The sequence below is a fragment of the Aliiglaciecola sp. genome, assembly GCF_039982535.1.
In the GTDB taxonomy this organism is placed as follows: domain Bacteria; phylum Pseudomonadota; class Gammaproteobacteria; order Enterobacterales; family Alteromonadaceae; genus Aliiglaciecola.
This window is the reverse complement of the sequence record NZ_JBDWYG010000075.1, coordinates 117,804-139,826: the sequence shown is the minus strand read 5'-3', so window position 1 is coordinate 139,826 and position 22,023 is coordinate 117,804. Positions and strand designations below refer to the sequence as shown.

Below are 22,023 nucleotides of genomic sequence, written 5' to 3'. Positions count from 1 at the left end.
AAAAATAGGGTTTTGGTATGCTGTTTGCTTTGTAAAATTAAGCGGTTTGTCGGCCCTTAAGTGCTTGCTACAAATGTAAATTTATGTAATTCTTTTGTTAAAAAGGAATAATGATATGTCAACAATATTTATACCTAAACATATACATCCTACTTACTCTAATAATGTGTTCGATGATTGTCTGTTGTTTCACAACCTAACGCCCAATGAATTGGATCGATTAGAAGACTATGCTGAACTGTCTAAATGCGACGACGGAGAGTATCTGTTTCGTCAAGATACACCAGCCGACTTTGTCTATAATGTGATTTCAGGGACAGTGGCAATCGAACGTATTTTCAGTAACGGCAGACGCCAAATTATCGGTTTTTTATTTCCCGGTGACTTCATTGGCTTAACCCACTCTAAAAACTATGACTGTGCTGTACGTTGCCTAACTAAAGTTGAAGTTTATAAATTCAGCCGCAAACGCTTAAATACGTTAAGTGAAGAAGTTGGGCATCTAAAACAGAATATGGAGCAGATCAAATCACGGATATTTTCCAGAGTGATGGAACAGCTTTATGTTTTAGGTCAGAAAAAAGCCCTAGAGCGATTATGCTTTTTGTTCATGCAATTGTTAGAAAGGCTGCCAGGAGCACGAGCTGATCGAATTGAACTCTATATGTCTCGTCAAGATATGGCGGACTATTTAGGTTTGACCATAGAAACGGTTAGCCGTTGTTTAGCAAAATTAAAAGCGGATGAGTTAGTTGCTTTTCCGAAGTTAAACCATTTACAAATACTAAACTTATCTGCTGTGAGTGAATTGGCTGAATGTTAATTTAACACTGATTTAAATAGGGCAAGGACGCGCCCTTGATTTCGTTAAAAGCGTCAAATATCCGCTAGATCACTCTATTCAATATTTTTCTTCGTATATTGACAAATATCAATGCTCAAATTGCCCCCCATGCTAACGTCGATACTAATACGTTGGAGAATCTACTCATTCACGAACCTAATAAATGTGCAGGAATTTTGAAATGAAATTAAACCGAAGACGATTTCTCCAATCCAGCGCGACCTTAGCTGGAGCCGCTTTGTTCCCACCTTTAACTTGGGGAAGCGGTAAGACTGATGTGTTAATTATTGGTGCAGGGTTATCAGGTTTAAATTCGGCTCACTTGTTAGAGCAAGCGGGTTTGTCCGTAACTGTGTTAGAAGGCCGAGACCGCATAGGTGGTCGCCTGTTCACTATGGATGATGTGCCGGGTAAACCAGAAGCTGGCGGGCAGACTATAGGTTCGAACTACGGACGAACCATCTACACTGCTCAACGTTTAGGTGTGCCATTGGATCAAGTCGACTTTATGTTGGGTGACGAGCCAATAAGACAGACATTCTTCACTCAAGGCCAGCGCATATTACCTGCTGATTGGGCGACTTCAAAACACAATCCCTTCCCTGAGCAATATCGCAGTGTACCGCCAGACCGTCTACTTTTAACGGCATTAGGGCGTCCACCTTTGAGCTCACCAGATGACTGGCATAAAAAATCTAATTTTGGTTTAGATATCCCCGTCGCAGAATTGCTATCTAAAAAGGGCTTTTCAGCAGAAGCTATCGATATGTTAGGGGTTAGCAACAATTACGGACGTACACTGCAAGATACCTCATTGTTATTTCAACATCGTACCAATGCGTTGTTATTTCAATCTATGCAGACTCCCGGTGGTGTGAGAATGGTTGCCAATGGTAATCAACGTTTACCCGAGGCGATGGCAAAAAGTTTAAAAGCTTCTGTGCAATTAAATAAAGTGGTTACCTCCATTGTACAAAAGGGCAACAAGGTCAACGTAACTTGTGCTGATGGTTCACAACACCAAGCTAGTTATGTGATCAGTTCTTTACCCTTTTCTACCTTACGTGATGTATCCATCGAGCCTGGTCTACCAACTCTGCAAGCCGAAGCAGTTAATAAGCTTGTGTATAGTCAGGTGTATCAAGCGTACTTTGAGGTTGAAAAACCCTTTTGGGAAGGCTCAGGTATGTTACCCAATGTTTGGTCTGACTCCGTAATAGAGCGGGTGATGGCTGTTGATCCAGGTAATACAGGCCGCATCACTAATTTAACTGTATGGATAAACGGCATAACAGTCGAAGCGTTAGATAAAATGACCCAAGCCGATGCCTCAGCTTTAATCCAAAAAGAGTTTTATAAAGCGCTGCCCGAAGCGAAAGGCTCAGTACGCTTTGTAAAAGTGAACTCTTGGCAACAACAACCTATGTCTAAAGGCTCTTTTGCCGTTTGGCAACCAGGTCAAATCAGTCGTTATAGCGAGTCTATGGCGAAACCTTCTGGTCGTTTGCACTTTGCTGGAGAACATACGGCGCAATGGTCCTCAGGAATGGAAGGGGCATTGGAATCAGGTGAGCGTGTCGCCAGCGAAATTCTATCTCGCATAGGGTGAGGCAAATTAGACTGAGTTTACGACTCAAAGAGTAAAGATTTGGAGTTAGAAATGCGCTTTAAAATAAAAACAATATTAGCAGTGTTACTGGCAGTTATACCGGCAACTTATGCGCTAGCTGGTGATGCTGAAGTAGGCAAGAAACTAACTGTGCAACATGGTTGCGTTGGTTGCCATGGTAGTTCCGGAATTAGTTATGGTCCTCTGTGGCCTAATTTAGCCGGTCAAAAGGCACCTTATATTGAATCTCAACTAAAACTATTTAGAAGCGGTGAACGTAAAGATCCGATGATGAAGTTATATGCTACGCCATTAGCGGATAAAGAAATAACGGATTTAGCATCCTATTATGCGTCACTTTAATCCATTGATTGTATCTGTAGTTGAACAACTGTGTGGACACCGCAATTTAGAAATTAGCAAATTGGAAAAACTATTATGACATCGAGTTTACTTAATACGTTTCAACAAAACGAACATCCTATGTTGCCCGTCGGCGATGCTGATGACCGCGCACGCCAAGAATTTGTAAAAAGCTTGAAGGCTTACATTCAGCAAGATATTTTACCTTTAGTGCAAAATACCTATCAAACACGAGCTGTTAGCAAATTCAAAAAAAGCCACAAACATGACCCTGAAGATTACCGAGAAGCTCGGGAAGCTTTTGCCGATGATCCTATCTTCAAAACTTATTTAAGTATTAATCGCTCGAGCCAAGAGCTGCAGTGGTTTTCGGTCATTGATGGTATGGAACCGCAAATTGCCGAGCTAGAAGAAAAAGCGAAAAACTTACCAAAAGCCGGTGGTTCCTTAACAGTCGATGAAGACTTTGTGGTTCCTAAATATATTTCTGAGCTAGATATTCACTGTATGCCTGGCGGTTATTGTGGCCCTCAAGGCGCGAGTAAAATCCACGCTGGGGCGCTTTACGACAGAGGCGTGTATTTGTATGCGTTAGGGTATATGGGGCCAAATAATGACGATATGGGGCGTTCCGTATGTAACTACATCACCCGCAACTACCCAGACTTCAAGCCAACCGCTATTTTAGATATGGGATGTACAGTCGGTCATTCAACCTTGCCTTTTGCTGAATTATTTCCAGAGTCTGAAGTTCATGCTATCGATGTTTCTGAATCCTGTGTTACCTATGGTCATTATCGGGCTGAAGGGCTTGGATTACCTGTTCACTTTAAACTAGCAAACGCTGAAAAAACTGATTATCCAGATGAAAGTTTTGACTTAATTGTTTCCCATATATTGCTCCATGAAACGTCTAAAAATGCCATGCCTAAAATATTTAAAGAATGCATGCGTTTATTAAAGCCCGGTGGAATCATGATCCACGCTGATTTACCTCCTTTTGATAATATGGATGCGTATACGCAACTTATTTTAGATAACGAAACCTGGTACAACAACGAACCATTTTGGACGGCAATGCGTAACACCGACCAAATTGAAACTGCTGTGGAAGCGGGTTTCAAACGTGAAGACATTAAATTTGATACAGCGCCAATGGCCATTATGGAGTTGATTGCGCAAAGTGAATCTTATTCAGAAGAAAAAGCTCAAGAGCTGACCGACCGCGAGTTTACTGCTGGAGAGTACGCACCTGGAGGGGGATGGGAAGTATTGATAGCGCAAAAAGCTATCTAACTTTAATCGGTAACCAACCCAATTTCAAAATTATAAAGGTGAAGAAATGAATCAAAATAAAATTATTAAAGGCAAACGTCCAAGTTTTTACGATGCCCCAGAGTCTGATTACTTAATGCACATGGTTATGGTGTTGGCGCAAGAACTTTCCGCCACCAGAGACCGTCTAGATACGCTAGAAAAATTAGCAATACAGAATAATCAGATTGGACCTGATGATGTTGAAAACTATACCCCAGACCAAGATACCCTTGAGCAACGTGAGGCTAGACGCCAACAATTCTTGGGTAATCTTTTCAGTGTAATGAGTCAAGAGTCAGCTGAATTGAAGGCGCGGGATAATAAAAGCCGATTTGACCAAGTGATCGATGATATTGCTAGCGGCAAAATTGATTAATTAAACGGAGTGTTTTAGATGCAAAATGATGATAAGAACAGTGACCTAAAGCAAGACAATGGTCGTCGAGAGTTTTTAACTAAAACAGCGAAGAGTCTAATTGGTGCTGGTGTTGCAGGCGCAGGTATAGGTATGGGGATCGGTCAAGCACATGCGATGACAATAGAGTCCGGAAGCCATAACTTACCTAAAAATGCTGGAACCTTAAAGTACAACGATAACTATTGGAATCGTGATGCGTTAGCACGGATTATGGGCGATTTAGAACTAGGGAAACAGAAGTTTGGCTGGTATCGCGGTACTGTTATCGGTGTTAAAAAAGGTGAAAAAAATCGCGAGTTATGCGGCTTTGAAGGCTTTTCTTTCGCTAGGCTGAAAGATGCTGGTAACGGTGTTTACGAAAAGCTGCTTAGAGAAGTAGGCTTTTATACAGATCTGAAAACTGGCGAAGTGTTAGAAGAATGGGACAACCCATACACTAATGAAACCGTTAAAGTCGTGCATATTGCCAATGACCCATTTAACTTCAAAATTGGCCCGTTTTTTCCTAAGCCTCCTTCATACGGTGGTTTAAATAAAAAAGTAGAAATGCCCGATATTCCAATGATTTTGCCTTGGACTGAAGTGGGTGATGACAAGGTGATGTTACAAAGTAACACTCATCTATACTACAAAAATGCTTTGCAACCAGACAAATGGCCTCGTGAATCATCAGGTGAAATGAACCGCGTTTCAGAAATGTTTACTTATGTTTTTGACAAAGAAGATTTGGCTGACCCTAAGGTTACTGGTTTAATGTTTTCAGGTAGCTGGAATCGTATTACACCTTGGTTACCCTGGATGTTGATGGGGCAAGCAGAAGGGCACGCTTACTATAATTGTATTATGGGCTGTTACGATAATATGGATATGATGTCTCCAAAGGTTTTGGCCTATGCCAAAAAACATTATCCTAAATACTTTGAAGCCCCTACTGAATGGGTTGAACCTAGTTGGTCTAGTTTAGAGCATTATGCCAACGAACAAACTCCTGCCCCAGTTAAAAAGTCTTAAAAATAGTTAGCGCCAATATAGTTTTTGGCGTTTTAAATAATTGAGCCTTGTAAAATACAAGGCTCAATTATAAGAACTAGCTTTTCTTGCAAAGATAATAACGAATTACTGCACACTCTCTTTATAGCTATCTAAATCCATTGTCATTTGATACTGGAAAATTGACGGATTGTAACGGCAGTAAAGAATATCAATAAGTTTATCATTACTATCGTAAGAGCGGCGTTCAAGCACCAATAATGGGCTTCCTTCACGTATGTCGAGTTCTCTGGCAACCTCTGAGCTAGCTACTTCAGCACTTATTATCTGGTCGATACGAGAAATATTGATACCTGTTTGTCTTAGTAGCTCAATGCGGGTGTGGTTATCTAATGCTTCTGCATTGAACGTATCCGCAGGAGTTAAGGTCCAACTGATGTAATAGGCGTAAGGGATTTTTTCATCTTCAGTTAAACGAACACGGAGTAGACGACAGGCCGTTTCACCATCTTTCATATCAAGGGCTTCGCGAACGTCAGCGGGAGGCACTGTTTGTGCAATTTCTATGGTTCTCGATAAGGTATGTCGACCCATAGTTTCGATATTTTCGAGTAATCCAACTAACGGCGATTTGGCTGGTTTTGGTTTGTATTTATAAGTAACCGAAGTGCCACGTCCACGACGACGTTCTACCAATTTCTCTGCTGCTAGTTCATCCATCGCTCGCTTTACCGTTATTCTAGATAACTTAAAGGCTTCACCCAACTCTTGCTCTGTGGGTAATTGCGCACCATAACTGATGGTGCCGTCGATTATTTGGTCTTTTAATAAGCTGTACAACTTGTGATACAGGGGAGTGGGTCCATTCCATTCTAAGCCAATGTGTTGGCTATACTGTTTAAGTGATTTTATAATAGTTAACTTAGACAAATTTTTTTCCTTCAAGTCGTCGTGTATTTTAAACGATATAGATCTCACAAAAGAATTATTCGCAAGTCATTATACCTTTTCATGACGCCGTTGCATATTAAACAATCAAAGGTTTCACTAGCTTTAGTATAAAAAATTCTTATTTTGTCGGTTTTGTTAGTCAAGCTTACCACCCACTTCCCATCTTGTTTGTATTTTTATTGGTATTGTATGTTTTATTGACAATTATCATTTCGTTGGCCGTAGTAAGAAACGTATTATTTGAACGTGATCGTAGAGAATCCCATATTAAATATTGTTTTCCATAAATGTGCAGTGAACGAGCATCTTAAAATTAACGGTCCGTATAGGTAGTTTGCCGCTGAAATATGATTCGGCTTTTTGGGTGTTAACAACCTCTTCGGTTTAGTTGTGTTAAATACAATAAACCAACCAAACTACAACTAATCAACAGAACGGTTAATTCGATATTGAGCGGTTGCTTGAATAAATCGATATAAAATAACGGTTCTCCAAATATACTATTTGAGGACGAATCAATGACAACGAATAGACAGCTGTGTTTGAGTCGAAATATTCGTCAGGGTGAAGCAGTCACCTCTGAACTATTTGAAATGAAAGAAACACCCATTCCTGAGCCGGGTGAAGGTGAGTTTTTAGTAAAAACCAGTGCACTAGGCTTTTCTCCTGCTCAACGTGCTTATTTGATGGGTGAAGAAAGTCGCTTTCATACTCCTGTTGAAATCGGTGACATTATGCGTGGCCGCGGTGTTGGTGAAATTTTAGTATCAAAAAATGATGAATATAAAGTTGGCGATATCGTTGCTTGTTCAACGGGTTGGCAAGATTACTCAGTACAAAGTGGTGACCAAGGCGACTTGTTAGTTAAAACATTGCAAAAAGTCGATAATCCTCAAGATCCTTTGTACCTACACTTAGGCATTCTTGGTTCTTCTGCATTTTCCGCTTATTTTGGTTTATTAGATATAGGTAAACCGCAAAAAGGTGAAACTGTTGTTGTCTCTTCAGCTGCCGGTGGCGTGGGTTCCATTGTCTGCCAAATTGCTAAAATTAAAGGCTGTAAAGTAGTCGGTATCGCTGGTGGCAAAGACAAGTGTAAGTGGCTTGAAGATTTTGTTGGTGTTGATGAAACCATCGACTATAAAAATGATGATATCGAAGCCAAATTTAATGAGTATTGTCCAAATGGCATTGATGTTTATTTTGATAATGTTGGTGGCGATATTCTTGACCTTGCATTAAAAAATATTGCCTTACGGGGACGCGCAGTTATCTGTGGAATGATTTCTACTGAATATCAAGAGCCGCCTATGCCAGGACCACGTTATTACTACAATGTTATCTATAAACGTGCACGTATTGAGGGCTTCTTTGTTTGGGATTATTTTAATCAATTCCCAGCCGCAGAAAAAGAACTGATCGATTGGTATAAATCAGGTCAACTTAAGCCTACAGAAGATGTTTTCAAAGGTTTAGAGTCTGCACCTGATGCGCTGCAAGCTATGTTTGATGGCAGAAGCTGCGGTATTAAAATCGTCGACTTTTAGTTAACCAATTTAGACAAGTGTTGCTTGGCTTATTTTTAGAATGAGTGGGTCAGGTAACCTTAACAAGGACAATGGGTTGTTGGTTGCGCCTTGAAAAATAATTTTAACCATTCTTAATATAATTGATTGGAGAAATCATGAGACCTCATGTAGAAATGATCGATGAGAAGGACCTAATTTGGCACCCTTCAGAATTAGTTGGTGCAACTGAAGGTAGCGCTAAACAACGTAATTTATCTTACGATGAAGAAGATGGTTCTGTCTCTGCAAAAATCTTATTTGAAACCACTTGGAAAAGACCTGCTGGTGTTCACAAAGCACAAACTGAATGGTACTTACTTAGTGGTGAAGTGAAAATCGGTGACGAAGTGCTTATTGAAGGCGGTTACTGGTGTACACCTCCAGGTGTACTTTGCCCTGCAATTGAAGTGAAGCCAGGGACCGAAATTTTATATTTCCGTGAATTTGGTACTTGGGAATTTGAAGAGGCCAGTGAAGACAAACCAGGTGTTCGTGAAGACCAAAAATTAGTGGTTAAACACAGTAACTTAATGGAGTGGGTACCGGTTGAACTCGGTAGCCCTATGGACTTTTCTGCTGGTGGTACGCCAGTTCCTGGTTTGTTCATTAAACTATTGTTCCGCGATGAAAAAACCGAATTTTACACGCGCTTAATTAAAGCCAAGCCAGGTTGGGTTGAACATCCTCTTGCTCACCACCCTTGTTATGAAGAAGCTTATACATTGGAAGGTTCATTCGAGTTTAACTTTGGTGAACAGTGGCCTGGTGTGTATTTCTTCCGTCCACCGTTGATTCGTCATGGCGACTTCAAAGCGGGTCCAGAAGGCACTACTTGGTTATTACGTTGTGATGGTCGTTTAGTGGATTGGTATACTGACAATGCAAAAATGGAAATGCATGGTGACCCAGTGAATTGGGGACCGGCTTATCCAGGCACTCAAGATCCTGTGCCTCTACAGCCAGTGCGTTCTAAATCCGTTGGTCCTATGAAAGACCCTTACTACACCTAAGCTGTGAGTAACCTAATGCCTGCTATCTACTAGGTCGATAGCAAGCTTAAAACCTCAGTAGTACTTTAGTCAGTACTCTGAGGTTTTTTTATGTCTTAAATAACGTTACTTAAATCACTGTAAAAACTGAATTGGAATTATCTAGATAAAGCAGTGTTGTTGACTTGAATAAGCTTATTCACTTGAAGCTATAATTCTTTGCTTAAAAAAGCATGGAATTTTTCACCAATTTCTTGCGGTTTCTCAAAGGTATTTAACGCGCCAGCATTTGCGATAGTAGTCACTTCACAGCGTTTTATGCGACTTAATGCACGGGTTAATTCGTCCTTAGAATAAAATAAGTCGTGCTCAGCAGCAAATACTAGGGTAGGGCACTCAATAAGGCTGACCCAATCCGCTTTAGCCATCCACTCCAATACACAGTGATGGATATCATAGGGTCGTAGTCTGCCAGCTTGTCCTATAATAAAGGGTTTATAACGGACTTCTAATGGACTTGTTGGCGCTAGCATCTCGAAGCGTTTCCAGGCATCCGCAATAAACTGCCCCTCATCATCCATAGGGATTTCTCGAGATATAGGCTTTTTCTTAAAGGCTTCCATAATCTCGTAGATGCGCGACTGAGAGGCTAACATTTCGCAAGATATAATTAATTTAGAGACTTTTTCTGGAGATTGGGTCGCAATGCAGGTTGCCAATGCCGCGCCGGAGTGATTTCCGACTAACATAACCTTGTCGAATCCCAGACTTTCAATTAATTGTAGGGTTACTTTTGCAAAATCTTCAACTTGCATGGCGTAGTCGGGATCGTAAGACTGACCATGTCCCGGCATATCCGGAGCAATGACCATAAAGTCATCGGCCAGCAGTGGGATGATGTCATCCCACTCAGCGATGCTCATTGGTGATTGATGCAATAAAAAAACCGGCTGACCTTGTCCAGCGACAACATAATGAATTTGACCGCTGGGTAAATCAATATAGTGTTTTTTCATAACCACCGGACCTATTTTTAATCTGAAACTTTAATGAGAACTTTACCGATATTCTTACCGTTCATTAAGCGACAAAACGCTTCTGGAGCACTTTCAATCCCCTGAGTCACTTCTTCAAAGGGAGCTAAACGTTTTTCATCAATATAAGTCTGACACTCTTTGATGAAGTCTGCTCGTTGCTCTTCAAAGTCATAAACTACAAAACCGTAAACTGTTGCACGACTTTTGATCCACATGGCTGGCATCGGGCCACCAGAACGCTCAGTTTTATTAACTTCAGACATAATGCCACAGAGGATAACGCGTGCGCCTATGGCTAATTGGCTCGAAACAATATTAAGGGTTTCTCCACCTACTAAATCTAAATAGATATCTACACCATCGGGACACAATTCTTTTAATTTTTCTGCAATATCATCGCTTTTGCGATCAATGCAGGCGTCATATCCTAATTGCTCTACAGCAACACGACACTTCTCTTCGCCACCGGCAATACCAATTACCTTGCAGCCATATATTTTCGCGAGTTGCGCAGCGGTTGAACCTACGCCACCGGTCGCTGCAGGAATGACAACAGTGTCACCTTGTTTAGGTGCGCCTTTAAGAATTAAAGCAGCATAGGCGGTTAAACCTGTTGAACCTAAAGCTGATAAATAAGCAGAATAATTAGATGCATCGGCAGGTAATTTAGTTAACGCTTGTGCCGGTAGTTTTGCATATTGCTGCCATCCACCAAAACCGCGAACGATATCACCGACTTGGAAGTCATCTGAACGGCTTTCCACTACACGGGCGATGGTTTCCCCGTTCATCATTGAGCCGGGTAAAACTGAACCGGAAATATGTAGTCCTGAAATCTGACTTCGCATATATGGGTCTAAAGACAAATACATGACTTGGCAAAGTACTTCACCGTCTTGCAAAGAATCGACTTCGGCGGTAGCCAATTGAAAATCCTTTGGCTCTGGCACACCTACTGGGGTTTGTTTTAACTGCACAATGGTATTAAGCATGTTTTTTCTTCTCTAATTAATCGCTAAGCAAATTTAGTCTAGTGTAAAGGCTTTGGGGTAAATGTACTTTGATATTTGTCATAACCAAGGGGGGTTCTTAAAAGCTGCTACATCTGGATTTTTCGGTTAATTTGGCTGATACGCTTAAGGTAAATAAATTGGTAATTAGATCCACTGGTTCACAATGAGAGTTAACAAGAGTTTAAAGTTAGTTAACTATTTTTTGATTTTTGTTAAGGACGGTAATTTTTCAGACTGTATTGTAAACTCAGCTTACATGAAGGAGTTAACAAATGGGTATTGTAGAACTTTCGGTTCTAAAATGGGCACATATAATTGCCATGGTTTACTGGTTAGGCGGTGAGTGGGGTGTATTCCAAATCTCGTTTAATGTCGTCAATAGAAATTTATCTATGGATGAAAGAAAACGACATTTAGAAACTGCTTATCGTATTGATATACTTGCTAGAACAGGTATTTTGTTACTATTTCCTCTTGGTTTCCACATGGGAAATATTTGGGGTGTACAACCCTATGGTGGCGGGTGGTTAGTCGCAGTTTGGGCAATCTTTATTGGTTGGTTAATTCTATGTTGGACTGCATTTTACTTCCGCGAGACCGATCGTGGTGTCATGTTGACAAAAGTAGATGAGAAGTTACGTTATATATTGATCCCCGTAATTGCCATATGCGCCATTTCTACCCTACTTGGTTACGGTCCGTTTCTAGGTGTAGAAGGTATGCGTTGGTTCTCAGTGAAAATTCTAATGTTCTCGGTATTGCTTTGTATTGGTCTGTACTTAAGATTCGTTATGCGTCAATGGACAGCTATTTTTAGAAAGTTGGCTGAAAAACAAGATGATGCGTTAGAAGCTGAACTAGAAAGTTCCATTCGTATCTCACGTTACCTAGCTTATTTTTACTGGATAATTATTGCTGGAGTGGGCTTCATTGGAGCGACCAAACCTTTCTAGATGATTTAATCTACATTCTAAAAGGCTTTAACTGTAACGGTTAAAGCCTTTTTTATTTGGGGTTGTAGTCTTAGGATATTTCAATTGATTGTGGAGTCTACAGCCACTTAGTCATAAACTTGCCCTTCTCATCTGTTGTTACAACCACCCCAGTATTGTAGCGCTCACGCAGCACCTGCTGCTGCTTTTCAATCTCAGTAGCTTGGATGCGCACGGCTGAAAATACTGAAACACCTCGCAATGGCCCTAACTCATAAACATCTTCTGCTTTGTTCAAGCCTAAATTAACCACAATGCGTGTATTGGGATTCGGTAGAGTGATGAGCATTTGGTAAGTTGGCTGTTTGGACTCCTTATTTATGGAGGTATAAAGTGCACTACTTTCAGTAACAGGTTGTAATTTATCTTCTGTAGTTGCCATATAAGCGTTTAATGGAGCAAAGATCACACTACCTGGATGCTGTTGGCTATTTTCAGATTGCGCTTTGCTAACTTGAATGAGTTGAACACCCATTGAGTCTGGTATTTCAAGCCCTACAGCGCTGGCTGGAAAATGACCCGGAGGATAAAATTTACGTTCCGTTATTATGGCCTTGTTTTGCCCTACATCAATTGAGAATAGCGTGCCGTAATGGGCTATTTTGCTATTGTATTGACCATCCATATAGGTATTTTCGCTAAGCCAATGACCTTGTTGCGCTGCCCAAAATGGCACCGATTTTAAGTTTTCTGCAACGCTTGAAGTTGAGGTTATAGCGATGACTAAACATGGCAGTAATGCAGAAATGGAAAGTCCAAAAAAACTGTTAGTTGAGTTTTTCAAAGGTAAATTTAGGGGCAATAGTCGAATTAAATTTAATATCATAATTAGTCCAATTAGTGTGTTGAATACAGCAATAAAAAAGGCGCCCCATAGGCGCCTTTCATTTGTTTTGTGCTAGTTAAAACGCGTAAGCGACTTTTACACCAAATTCTCTTGGCATAATCGGGTCAACTACCGCACCTTGTGATGCAAAAAAGTTTGGTATAGCACTAAAGTCAGTGTTACGACGCCCAGTAGCCCAACCATCTTCGTCAGTACAGTTTCTACAGTACAACTCTACATCGATTCCGCTTTCATGTTGGAAACCCAAACTAAGGCTCAATAACGAATATGAATCGATTGTGGTTAGGTTAAGCTCATCAGTGTAGGTTTTGCCTCTGTAGGTTAGATCTGCACGTGCGGAATAATCCCATTCGCTGTTTAATGTATCTTTCCAACTCATGCCAATAGCACCACTGTGTTTTGGTGAACGAGGTAGGGTATTGCCATCAGCCGCTAAAAATGTTCCGTATGGCAAGCCTAATACTGTGCGGAACGAGTTGCTGTCGTATCTATCATACTCAGACTCTGTATAACCATAGGCGAATTGCATATTTAGATTTTGGTTAATTTGCCAGCGACCTTCAGCTTCAATACCCTGCTGTATACTTGATCCTTCCATTGTCGGGTTCAAGAAATAAGGTGTGCCTGTACTTTCACCAAAGAATGCATATAAACCAGAGGATTTCATAGCTTCCCATTCTTGATAAAATGCAACCAATGAGTACCAAACGCTACCGTCAAAAACAGATTGTTTCAAACCAAGTTCATAGCTGTTAAGACTCTCTTCGCCAGTGGTTTTTTGCACATTGGGATTTTGTGCTAAGAAAGCTGCAGCATCATCTTGATCAATAGCATCAAGCTGAGCATTGTATGAACCAGGAAGGAGCGCCTCTGAGTATGTTAAGAATAGATTGGTATCTGCATTAGGTTTGTATTGTAAGCTCACACGCGGTAAAAATGCGTCATAGTCTTGTTCTACAGGATCCGTCAATGTCGCTTCAGTAAATCCACCACGAGTGATAGTGGTATCTTCTTGATAGCGCCCTTCAAAAACAGCCGTGAATTGGTCAGAAAAGTCATATTCTATAGCGCCAAATATTCCTGTTGATGCAACGTTAGCTGCATCAATTGAGCTAGTGCCATAACCAAGTTGTAGACCACCAAATATACCGTCAAATACACTCCAGCCGCCATCTACGTCACCCATTTGATCAATTTCAGAGGTGCTTACGCCAACCATCCAGCGTAACTTTCCTGCATCATCAAAGGTGTAACGTGCTTCTGCGGACCAAGACTCTAACTCTAACCAAGTCGCAGTAATCCAAGCTTTACTGTCTGTTTGGTCACTGTCGCGAATTTGCGTAGTATCTCTTTTGTTGTAGCCCGCCAAAACTGACAAGGTATAGTCGTCGGATACCACGTATTCAGCTTCCATTGAAAAAGACACTAGCTCTCCGGCTAATCCAATTTTATTCAAACTAGGTGTGTCACCCGAATCGGGTCGTAGGTTTAATAATTGTTCCGTGCTATATGTGCCATCAGCAATGATGTCTTGTCCACTAACAGCAACATCATAAAAGGTCGCGTTGTTGCTAATATCTATGGTAGGTAATGATCCAATAAGCCAAGGCTGAGTAAATGTCACATCCTGCGTACCGTTGTTAGTTGGAATAGTGATCCCATCACCTGCAGACACATTGTTATAGGTAGTGAAAGGTATAAATGTTGAACTTGTCGCACCATCGTCGTCTTCTGAATAAGCAAAACGGGTTTTAATACTGAGATCTTCAGTCGGTGTGAAAGAAACAATTAACGAAACCCCAGTGGTGTTTTCTTCACCTAACTCACCGCCGTCATTCGCGGTGAAAGGAGCACCTTGAGTACGTGTAAAAGCAGTCAGTCTGGCATTGATGTTTTCAACAATTTCACCTTCCACATAACCTTCCAACTCTTGGCTACCAAAAGTGGGGCTGTAGGAAGCGGAAACACCACCGCTGAAGTCACTGGTTGGAGTAACTGTAGTGTAGTTAATTGCGCCACCAAAGGTACCTCGGCCAAAGTATACCGGTTGGGGTCCACGTATTACTTCCACTTGAGATATGTCGCTGAATGAAACTGAGCTTGAGCCCCCAAGCATGGCTATTCCATCAACTAAAAAACCACCGGTTTGCGTGGTTGGCGTGGTAATGGCGATATCCATTCCTCTAAATCGAATACCAGGGTTAAATCGACCTGGCTGGGAGTTACCCACATTTTGGAAGTCTAAATTAGGTGCGAAGTTAGCAAGGATTTCTAAGTCAGATATGCCTTTTTCTTTCAAGTCAGCACTGGTAAATGCCTGAATTGAAAGTGGAACTTCAATAATGGACTCATCTGTTTTACGCGCACTAACAGTAATTCTTTCAAGAGAGTTATTATTAACTTCCGTTGCTGCGTTAGCATCTTGAGCGTGGACTAGTGTTGTGGCTATAGGGGATAAAGCGAATGCAGTTCCTGCAATATACACGTATTTGCGTAATTTAGAGTTGCTCATGATTTTTCCTTTTATGTGATGCGTTTCTATTTTTTGACTGCGATTAACTTTTGCTAAAAATTAAACCAATTTATTGTTTTTATTAATATTCTGTAACATTTAATGGTTAACCTACACTCGCAAACAATGTGCTTATGTGTTATTCAGCATAAGCAGCATAAAATTTAGCCGCCTTAACAAATGTCAAAAATCATTGGGAATTCGCTTATTTTTTGACTAAATAATTGGGAGTATGCAGTTTGCTGAATTTCAGCGGGATATTAGTTACCCATTGATAGAACAATGTGACCTAGAAAGAGAAATTTGCCTTACCAAACAAGGGTGAGATGTATAAAGTACAGGCAGAATATTGTTTAAGCGGAACTGCTATTTATGAATGGTTAAATAGTGCTTGAGGCTCTATGTGATTAGAGCCTCAGCAGTATTTAGACCCTAGGTTGGGTTTTTATTTAATTTGGTGAACGCTGTTTCTCTAACTTGAGTAATACAAGGAATGGCTAAGACAATGAGTCCGAAGAATACCCAAAAAGCTAAATCGTAACTTGAGTTCATTCCATAGAACACGCCAGTAAGCCAGATACCTAAGCCACCACCTAAGCAATCTAACACCGTGATAGTGCCCAGAATTTTACCTGCCGACTTTAAACCAAAACAGTTTACAGCAGATAATTGAATCGTCGTGTAAACACCACCCCAGCCTAAGCCGAACAAAATAATTGCTTCCCATAAAACAGATTTATTCATTAGTGCTAGCAAAAGGGAACCGCTAAGCATCACTAAGATATTACCTAAGAACACTTTCTTAAAGTGAATGTGGTCAGCTAAAAAGCCAAATACAAATTTACCAATAAGCGCACAAGTGAAAAACAAACTAATACCGTTGGCGGCGGTACTTGCTTCAAATCCAAGATCACGCATATAAAGGAATAAGTGGGCTTGAACCCCTAAAACAGTATAAAAAGTTGTCATCGCCACTAAGGTTAATGCCCAAAAGGTGCGGGTGCGAATGGCATCAAAATAATCCATACCAGTAGGGGCACTAACAGTTTCCGGTTGCGCACTGGCGCTGGCACTTTTGTTGCGCTTAGACGGGTTGTCTGAAACAAAAATTAACACAATTAAAAGCATCGCAAGTGGGAATAGAGTGGCCCATTGCATTGCCGTACGCCATCCATAAAGCTCGTTCATGTATAACCCATATTGAGGGAATAATACGCCTCCTAGACTAGTACCCACTAAGGCGATTCCTATTGCCGCGCCGCGTTTTTTCGTAAACCAATTGGATACCAGAATAACAGCAGGGTTCAGGCCACAAAATATGAGTACTAGGCCTAACATTGCATGTACAACATATAAACCTTGCAGTGATTCAATTTGACTATACAGAGTGTAAGCCACTGCCAGTAATGACCAACCAAATAATAGAGAGCGTTTAACCCCGATTTTATCGAGAATAATGCCACCAAAAGGTGCAAGTAGTGCACTAGTAGCAAAGGTGATCATATCTCTAAACTTTAGAGAGCCTCGTGACCAGCCAAATTCATCGAGTAGTGATTCATCAAAAACTGATAAACCAGAAATACTCATGCCGTTACTGACCAGCAACGCAATACAAGCAATAAAAGCGATAATCCAAGGGTAATGTTTGTTCATAATATTTCCAATGTTAGTCATTGTGTTTTAGTTATTTAATCTAATCCGACGAAATCCAATGGATCTGGACCGAGTCGTTGGTCTTTATTTAAATCATCTATGGTTTTCAATTCTGCTGCAGTTAATTCAAAGTCGAACACTTGAATATTTTCAATAATTCGACTTGCTGTAATTGATTTGGGGATCACTAATGTGTTTCGTTGCAGATGCCAGCGTAAGACCACTTGAGCTGGAGATTTTTGGTATTTGTTAGCAATGCTCGTGACTTGTTGTTGTTCGAAAATACCCTGGCCACCTTGGGCTAAAGGACTCCAAGCCTGAACTAAAATATTGTGTTTAGCACACCAATCTGACAATGTTTTTTGCTGAAATAACGGATGTTTTTCAATCTGGTTTATAACTGGTGTAACACCCGTTTGTTGAATCAATGTTTCAATATGTTCTGGTAAAAAATTACTAACGCCGATGGATTTCACTAAGCCGTTTTGCTGCGCTTTAATTAACTCTTCCCAAGCTTTGCTATATTGTCCTAAAGATGGCACCGGCCAATGAATCAAATAACAATCTAAATAATCCAATTGCAGTCGAGATAAACTATCTTCTAATGCTTGTTGAACGTTATTCTGATCACTATTCCAAAGTTTGCTAGTAACAAAAATGTCTTCCCTAGCTACTTTATTTACTCTCAGTGCTTCACCTACGCCAGATTCATTTGCGTAAACAGAGGCTGTATCTATTAAGCGATATCCAGCATCAAGGGCAGTAGAAATCGCTTCAACAACTTGTTCGTTGCTTGCTTGCCAAACCCCTAAACCTAATTTGGGGATGCTATTGCCATCCAACATTTTAATGCTATTTGTCATAATTACTGCCTTTGAGGTGATGAAGCGTATACGCTAATAAATAGGACCTTTATAATCCTAAGGAGCCAGGGTTCACAAGTCGATTAGGATCAACACACTCCTTAATACGTTCAATGAGTTCTAATGCTGGGGGTTTAATACCATCTTTGTACGCATAATTTTTACCAATCTGGAAGTGTACGCCGCCCATCTCACTAAACTTCGCAGCTACTTCATTTTTAATTTTGGTGACGGTTTCTCTGGCTTCGAGGTTTTCATCGAATTTTTTCAATTTACTAAAGTGTCCTGACTCTACACTCTTTTCATGCAACTCATTCAGACAATCCTGCCAAAAGAACACAGGCTCAATCACAAATGCATTGGTTGAAATTACTGCAAACAAATATCCCACTCCAATTTGCATGCGCTCCATAACGTCTCGGTGGCTGTTAAATATGGCTTCGGTGGCATTAAAAGCTGGGATAACCTTTGAATGGGGGAATTGACCGTGAACTGGTACCCAACGTTCTCCGTTGGGGCCAACCATATTGTTGACAGGCCCAAAAGGATTCGCACGTAGAATTTTGGGAATAGTGTTCTCGATTTCTTTGCCCTTGTTCTTTTTAACAATGGCACGAATATCTTCAAGACACTGTTTAGCTCCATGGGCAGAACGTTCCTCTATAAATGCATGAATCGAGAAATCAACATCATCCATAAAACCACGGCCAGCAAAGGCAATCTTTGAGCCTTGTTTAATGGCTTGACCGATGGAACCCGCTGATTTCATAAAACCGACTAAGGCTTTGGCATCAGATGCTAGGCTTTCACGTTGTTTGCGCTGAGCTTGTAAGAAGGGATCAAAACCGAAACACTCCATGGCTAATCCGCGACGGGAAATTTCGCTCATGGTATTTAATGCATCATCAGAGGTTTTGAAGTCCATGGAGATATATTCTCTGGCAGTCAACTCTGGCATTAATCTTAGGGTCGCGCGGGCTTTAAAGCCTAGTGAGCCAGTATCGCCAATGAAAACACCAGTTAAATCTGGTCCGAAATGACGGAAAAACGGTGTGCCATTAATTTGTGCAGCAGAGCCAGTTTCTAAAATAGAACCATCTGCTAGAACTACTTCCACACTGATAACAGAGTCCGCGATTGCGCCGAATTGTCCAGAGCCCCAAAACATACCGTTTTGCGATAAACCACCACCGATAGTGGCATAAATTCCTGATAACGTGCCCCAACATGGAGTGCGTAATCCGGTGTCTTTAAGGGCTTCGTACAGAGACTTCCAAGAGCAGCCACATTCCACAGTGACGTACATATCTTGTTCATTAATTTCAACTATTTTCGACATTCTGCTCATGTCAATTATGATCGAGTTGTCTTGTTGCGGCACATATCCACTGGTGTATGACATACCGCCACCACGAGGTATCGTAATATACTTGTGAGCAGTGGCCGTTTTTACAACTTCAGATAGTTCGAGAGTTGAACTTGGTTGCACAACGGCGAGTGCCGGTTTGTCTTTGGTAAAGACATCTTGTGCATATAGACTGCACGAATCAGCATCTGTTAATACATATTCTTGGCCGACTATGGTGGCCAACGTTTCTAAAACAATTGATGCATCACTTTTAGTATTCACACACACTCCATAAATCTTATTGGCTACACTTAAACTGCAGCGATTGAAGCTGGTTTCGGTTCGCAAATATGCACTATTTCAGACGTCCCGAATTACTCTAATATTTTATAATGTACTATTATTATAACATTGATGCAATATGTCCTGAAGTTATTCCCAGAAAAGAAAGTGAGTTTACCTTGGATCATGGCTTAGGTATGGATTGTGGAGCATAGTTCAGTGTTATTCGCTTATTGATACAGCTTCGTCACTGTTGAAGTAAAAGATCGAATGTTATATATTTATATCTTTATTTTTACGGTGGCAGTATATGAAGACAGAGATTGATGTCGAAATTAGTGAAGTTGGCCCACGAGATGGATTGCAAAGTATTAAGCCGATTATGTCCACGGCTGACAAAAAACGTTGGATCAGCGCGTTAGCTGCAGCTGGGCTTCCTGAAATTGAGGTGGGTTCATTTGTACCTGCCAGCGTACTTCCGCAATTAGCAGATACTGCCGAGATAGTTGAACACGCTCGCACAATTCCTAATTTAAATGTAGCGGTTTTAGTACCTAATTTTCGTGGTGCACAGAACGCGGTAAAAGCTGGTGCTCATAAGATCACAATTCCTCTTTCCGTCTCAGAGACTCACAGCTTGAAAAATGTGCGTCGTACTCACGCTCAAGTTATTGACGAAGTGGTAAAAATACGTGAGCTTATTGATCAGTCTGATAACTCCCATAAAATTATTTTGGAAGGTGGTTTATCTACTGCTTTTGGCTGTACTTTAGAGGGAAATGTACCTGAGTCCAAAGTATTTGAAATGGCAGAAAAGTTAGTTGAAGCTGGCTGCGATGAAGTTGGCCTTTCAGATACCACTGGTTTTGGTACTCCCACTCAAGTTAAACGTCTAACTTTGGGAATTTGGGATATCGTTGGAAAAGATAAACTTACCGGAATACATCTCCATAATACCCGTGGGCAAGGCCTAGCTAATGTGATGACTGCCCTTGAAGTTGGTTTAAAAACAATTGATTCTTCAATGGCTGGTATTGGTGGCTGTCCATTTGCACCGGGCGCTTCAGGCAATATCATTACCGAAGACTTGGTCTTTTTACTGGAAGGTATGGGGCTGAAAACTGGGGTTAACTACCAACGTTTGTTATTAGCTAGGCAGATCCTTCGTGACAGTTTACCTATTGAAGTTGAATTATACGGGTTCACCCCAGATGCAGGTTTACCAAAAGGTTTTGAAATGGCGACGTCGCAAACTACGTAATTGCGAAGTCCTGTTTTAAGGGCAATTTTAAGCATGAAAATTAGCACTCAAAACGGAATTATCTTTCAGCAAAAAAGCGGTCAAACCATCCTTGATGCCAGTATTGAAGCTGGTTACCCCATCAACCATAGCTGCCGTTCTGGCCGCTGTGGTTTTTGTAAAGTGAAATTACAATCAGGAAAGTCTCACGCTTATCGTTCTCAGCAGTTGTCACAACAAGAAATAGACGACAATTGGATATTAACTTGTTGTCATACGGCGGTTAGTGATATTCAAATTGATGCGGGCTCTCTGCAACAAGTGACAGTGCCAAAAGTCTGTTCCATTCCTTGCGCTATCGATGCTCTGGAATTCATCAGCCCAGCTGTACTCAAAGTAACATTGCAGTTACCGTTAATTGTTAGGTTTACCTTCCTGGCCGGCCAATATGTCGATTTAACCCAGGCTGGTGGTAGTTCAGGTCGATATTATTTAACTAAATTGAAAGATAAAAACCAGCCGCAAAAAATAGAATTACACGTATTAGCTGATAAGCATGATCCCATGAATCAGTATTGGTTTACACAGGCGAAGGTTGCAGACCTGCTCACATTAGAGGGGCCTAAAGGCACTTTTTTCTTGCGAGATGTGAGCCAGCGCCATGTAATTATTGTAGTTTATGAGCGCGAAATCCCAGCTGTACAATCCATGTTAGACACCCTAGAAGCATTGCCCAAAGACATGCAAGCCGCCAGCGTCACGTTGATCTGGCAAGGTCGAACGGAGGCAGATTTTTACCAAAACATAATAACCGCTATAGATGAGTTTGAGTTTATTCAAACCCTACCCAATAGTGGTTCTCTTTTATCTGGGCAGTTGGGGGGAGTTCAGGATATTATTTTAAATAGGTACCCTGACCTCACCAAAGTGCAGGTGTACGCTTGTGGACCTGAACGTTGCTTAGAGCAACTTCGAAAAAAACTGCTGCTACATAAGTTTGATCCTCAAAATTACTTTTCCCAAGGAAGTTTTAGCAATTCTGTCTACTAAGGTTACTTAGTCGGTACGTCTAAATATGACTTCGAGCTTACGACAGTCTTCAAGCCTATTTTTATTCCCTTAATTATTTTTATCACGATTACACAATAGTTATCTGCTGTTAACAGCGTAGTTGAATTGCGATTTTG

The 22,023-nt window shown here is 41.0% G+C and carries 19 protein-coding genes; 11 read left to right on the top strand and 8 right to left on the bottom strand.

Annotation, left to right across the window (positions count from 1 at the left end; translation table 11 throughout):
• Positions 1 to 115: 115 nt before the first annotated feature.
• From ABJV04_RS20325 to ABJV04_RS20300, 6 genes are all read left to right on the top strand, one after another.
• Positions 116 to 823, top strand: a complete 708-nt coding sequence (locus ABJV04_RS20325; protein WP_348493471.1) for a cyclic nucleotide-binding domain-containing protein — start codon at positions 116 to 118, stop codon at positions 821 to 823.
• Between the two features lie 202 nt (positions 824 to 1,025).
• Positions 1,026 to 2,453, top strand: a complete 1,428-nt coding sequence (locus ABJV04_RS20320; RefSeq protein WP_348493469.1) for an FAD-dependent oxidoreductase — start codon at positions 1,026 to 1,028, stop codon at positions 2,451 to 2,453.
• Positions 2,454 to 2,504: 51 nt separating this feature from the next.
• A complete protein-coding gene (locus ABJV04_RS20315; RefSeq protein ID WP_348493467.1) occupies positions 2,505 to 2,816 on the top strand; it encodes a cytochrome c in 312 nt (103 codons plus the stop codon).
• Between the two features lie 75 nt (positions 2,817 to 2,891).
• Positions 2,892 to 4,112, top strand: a complete 1,221-nt coding sequence (locus tag ABJV04_RS20310; protein ID WP_348493465.1) for a class I SAM-dependent methyltransferase — start codon at positions 2,892 to 2,894, stop codon at positions 4,110 to 4,112.
• 46 nt (positions 4,113 to 4,158) lie between these two features.
• Positions 4,159 to 4,509 (top strand): hypothetical protein, encoded by a 351-nt coding sequence (locus ABJV04_RS20305; RefSeq protein ID WP_348493463.1) that lies wholly within the window; start codon positions 4,159 to 4,161, stop codon positions 4,507 to 4,509.
• Positions 4,510 to 4,527: 18 nt separating this feature from the next.
• A complete protein-coding gene (locus tag ABJV04_RS20300) occupies positions 4,528 to 5,562 on the top strand; it encodes a DUF1838 family protein (protein WP_348493461.1) in 1,035 nt (344 codons plus the stop codon).
• A gap of 105 nt (positions 5,563 to 5,667) precedes the next feature.
• Here ABJV04_RS20300 and ABJV04_RS20295 read toward each other — a convergent pair whose 3' ends face one another.
• Entirely contained in the window at positions 5,668 to 6,471 is an 804-nt protein-coding gene (locus ABJV04_RS20295; protein WP_348493459.1) for a GntR family transcriptional regulator, read from the bottom strand.
• 539 nt (positions 6,472 to 7,010) lie between these two features.
• Here ABJV04_RS20295 and ABJV04_RS20290 point away from each other — a divergent pair.
• Together ABJV04_RS20290 and ABJV04_RS20285 are read left to right on the top strand one after the other, a co-directional pair.
• Positions 7,011 to 8,039 (top strand): NADP-dependent oxidoreductase, encoded by a 1,029-nt coding sequence (locus ABJV04_RS20290; protein WP_348493457.1) that lies wholly within the window; start codon positions 7,011 to 7,013, stop codon positions 8,037 to 8,039.
• A 137-nt stretch (positions 8,040 to 8,176) separates the two neighbouring features.
• Positions 8,177 to 9,070: a DUF4437 domain-containing protein gene (locus ABJV04_RS20285; protein WP_348493455.1), complete on the top strand. Its 894-nt coding sequence runs from the start codon at positions 8,177 to 8,179 to the stop codon at positions 9,068 to 9,070.
• Positions 9,071 to 9,258: 188 nt separating this feature from the next.
• On the opposite strand, the gene ABJV04_RS20280 is transcribed toward ABJV04_RS20285, so the two are convergent.
• The gene (locus ABJV04_RS20280) at positions 9,259 to 10,065 is read right to left on the bottom strand and encodes an alpha/beta hydrolase (RefSeq protein WP_348493453.1); all 807 of its coding nucleotides are present in this window, start codon (positions 10,063 to 10,065) and stop codon (positions 9,259 to 9,261) included.
• Positions 10,066 to 10,082: 17 nt separating this feature from the next.
• Positions 10,083 to 11,078, bottom strand: a complete 996-nt coding sequence (locus tag ABJV04_RS20275) for an NADP-dependent oxidoreductase (RefSeq protein WP_348493451.1) — start codon at positions 11,076 to 11,078, stop codon at positions 10,083 to 10,085.
• A gap of 293 nt (positions 11,079 to 11,371) precedes the next feature.
• Between ABJV04_RS20275 and ABJV04_RS20270 the strand changes: the two genes are divergently transcribed.
• Positions 11,372 to 12,052 (top strand): hypothetical protein, encoded by a 681-nt coding sequence (locus ABJV04_RS20270; protein ID WP_348493449.1) that lies wholly within the window; start codon positions 11,372 to 11,374, stop codon positions 12,050 to 12,052.
• 97 nt (positions 12,053 to 12,149) lie between these two features.
• Here ABJV04_RS20270 and ABJV04_RS20265 read toward each other — a convergent pair whose 3' ends face one another.
• The 5 genes from ABJV04_RS20265 to ABJV04_RS20245 all read right to left on the bottom strand — a co-directional run bounded on the left by ABJV04_RS20265 (position 12,150) and on the right by ABJV04_RS20245 (position 19,596).
• A complete protein-coding gene (locus ABJV04_RS20265; protein ID WP_348493447.1) occupies positions 12,150 to 12,917 on the bottom strand; it encodes a hypothetical protein in 768 nt (255 codons plus the stop codon).
• A gap of 76 nt (positions 12,918 to 12,993) precedes the next feature.
• Positions 12,994 to 15,450, bottom strand: coding sequence for a TonB-dependent receptor (locus tag ABJV04_RS20260; protein WP_348493446.1), 2,457 nt, complete (start codon positions 15,448 to 15,450; stop codon positions 12,994 to 12,996).
• Between the two features lie 432 nt (positions 15,451 to 15,882).
• Positions 15,883 to 17,103, bottom strand: coding sequence for an MFS transporter (locus ABJV04_RS20255; protein ID WP_348493444.1), 1,221 nt, complete (start codon positions 17,101 to 17,103; stop codon positions 15,883 to 15,885).
• A 35-nt stretch (positions 17,104 to 17,138) separates the two neighbouring features.
• The gene (locus ABJV04_RS20250; protein WP_348493442.1) at positions 17,139 to 17,966 is read right to left on the bottom strand and encodes an aldo/keto reductase; all 828 of its coding nucleotides are present in this window, start codon (positions 17,964 to 17,966) and stop codon (positions 17,139 to 17,141) included.
• A 49-nt stretch (positions 17,967 to 18,015) separates the two neighbouring features.
• On the bottom strand, positions 18,016 to 19,596 hold the full coding sequence (locus ABJV04_RS20245) for an FAD-binding oxidoreductase (RefSeq protein WP_348493441.1): 1,581 nt from the start codon (positions 19,594 to 19,596) through the stop codon (positions 18,016 to 18,018).
• A gap of 310 nt (positions 19,597 to 19,906) precedes the next feature.
• Here ABJV04_RS20245 and ABJV04_RS20240 point away from each other — a divergent pair, with 310 nt between their 5' ends.
• A complete protein-coding gene (locus tag ABJV04_RS20240) occupies positions 19,907 to 20,857 on the top strand; it encodes a hydroxymethylglutaryl-CoA lyase (RefSeq protein ID WP_348493439.1) in 951 nt (316 codons plus the stop codon).
• A 33-nt stretch (positions 20,858 to 20,890) separates the two neighbouring features.
• Entirely contained in the window at positions 20,891 to 21,886 is a 996-nt protein-coding gene (locus ABJV04_RS20235; protein WP_348493437.1) for a 2Fe-2S iron-sulfur cluster-binding protein, read from the top strand.
• Positions 21,887 to 22,023: the final 137 nt, after the last annotated feature.